Origin of the sequence: Bradyrhizobium sp. Leaf396 (assembly GCF_001424605.1) — a bacterium.
Taxonomy (GTDB): domain Bacteria; phylum Pseudomonadota; class Alphaproteobacteria; order Rhizobiales; family Xanthobacteraceae; genus Bradyrhizobium; species Bradyrhizobium japonicum_C.
The window spans coordinates 1-1,994 of the sequence record NZ_LMQJ01000058.1; the positions used below are offsets into that span (position 1 = coordinate 1).

Sequence of the window (1,994 nt, forward strand, 5' to 3'; positions counted from 1 at the left end):
GCCTCCTCGCAGGTGCTGTCGGCGGCGCAGATGCTGTCGAATGATTCCGGACGGTTGAAGAACGAGGTCAGCAAGTTCCTCGCCAACGTCCGCGCGGCGTAGTTCGCGCTCGCTTGATTTCCAAGGGCGGCGCTGTCGGCGCCGCCCTTTTCGTTTGAGGCAAGTGCTGACCGCACTGACATATTTTTCACGTGGGTAGTACGGCTCCGGTTCTTTACGAGTTTCGAACTCAGGAAACTTTAGCTTTCTCCGCAGTGTTTCGGAGACTCCATCGTGAAGCTATTTTCTTTTGCCGCCATTCGCTCCATCCAACTGAAAATCGCTCTGATCGCCGGCCTTTGTCTCGTGGTCACCTGTATCGTCCTGATTGGTTACGGTCTCTTCTCCACCCAGAGCATGAACCAGTACGTGACCCGCGAGGTCATGCAGCTGGTCAGCCAGCAGACCAAGGAGAGCCTGATGAATCGAGCCTCCAACGAATCAAACGCTATTAAGGCAGAGTTGGAGGTCGGATTTGACGCGGCGCGCACTATGGCGCATGCCTTCGAGACGCTGGCAGACGAGAAGACCGGTACCCCCATTGCGTCCCGGCGTGTCCAGTTCAACGCGCTGCTGCGCCACGTGCTTGAGCGCAACCCTGCCTTCAACGGCACCTACTCGGCTTGGGAGCCCGGCGCGCTCGATGGCGATGATGCCGGGTTCAAGGGACGCAAGGAGATGGGATCGGACAACACCGGCCGCTTCTTGCCCTATTGGACACGGAACGCCAGCGGCGACATCGCGGTTCAGCCACTCGTCGAATATGACAGCAGCGAGCGGCACGCCAACGGCCTCGTAAAAGGGGCCTGGTACATCAATCCTAACACGACGGGTAAGGAGAACATCCTGGGCCCGCTGCCTTACATCGTCCAGGGAAAGTCGGTTTTCCTGGCGACCATGTCGGTTCCAATCATGGTCGGCGGCAAATTCCGCGGTGTTGCCGGCGCCGACTACAACCTCGACTTCGTGCAGAAGCTCGCCGTCAAGCTCAACGACTCGTTGTTCGAGGGCAAGGGCAAGGTCGCGATCCTCAACGACACCGGCCTGATTGTGGCCTTTAGCGCCAACCAGGACCTGATCGGAAAGAATGCCGCGGCGGCCGATCCGCATTGGAACCAAAGCCTCGCCATCGTCAAGGCGGGCAAGAGTACGGTGCAGGACGATCCCAAGTTCGACAATATCGACATCTACGCGCCCATGCGTTTCGGGCTTACCGAAAATGCGTGGTCGGTCGTGATCTCGATCCCGCGCGAGGTGGTGCTGGCCTCGGCGCGACAACTGGATGCCTCTCTTAGCGCCCGTGCGACATCCAGCACGTTCTGGCAGCTCAGTGTCGGACTCATCATCGTGTTGGCGGCGATCTTCCTCATCTCGTTCGCCGCACGCAAGATCGCGCGGCCGATCCAGGATTGCGCCAATTTCGCCGATGGTATCGCCAAGGGGGACTTCAATCAGCAGCTCGAGGTCGATCAGGCCGACGAGGTCGGCAGGCTCGCAACGTCGCTGAACTCAATGCAAGGTGACCTGAAGAGCAGCATCGAACAGCGCGCCCAGGATCAGGCGACGGCCGACCGCGAGCGCAAGCGTACGATGAGCGAGTTGGCCGACAGTTTCGAAGCATCCGTGGGCGGCATTGTCGAGACGGTATCCGCCGCGTCCGGTGCGCTGGAAAGCTCGGCCACATCGTTGAGTTCAACCGCCGAGCGGGCGCAACAGCTCGCCTCCGTCGTCGCCGCCGCATCGGACCAGGCGTCTGGCAACGTGCAGTCGGTGGCTTCGGCGACGGAAGAGATGGCGTCCTCGGTCGGCGAGATCAGTCGTCAGGTTCAGGAATCGGCGCGGATGGCCGGCGACGCCGTCGGCCAGGCCCGCGCCACCACCGACCGCGTCAGCGAGCTGTCCAAGGCCGCCGCTCGCATCGGCGACGTCGTCGAGTTGATCAACACCATCGCCGG

Annotated in this window: 1 protein-coding gene; it reads left to right on the forward strand. The window is 61.3% G+C overall.

What is annotated here, in order from left to right; translation table 11 throughout:
* Positions 1-273: 273 nt before the first annotated feature.
* Positions 274-1,994, forward strand: a 1,721-nt coding sequence (locus tag ASG57_RS31290) for a methyl-accepting chemotaxis protein (protein ID WP_057198835.1), incomplete at its 3' end; no start/stop codon positions are given.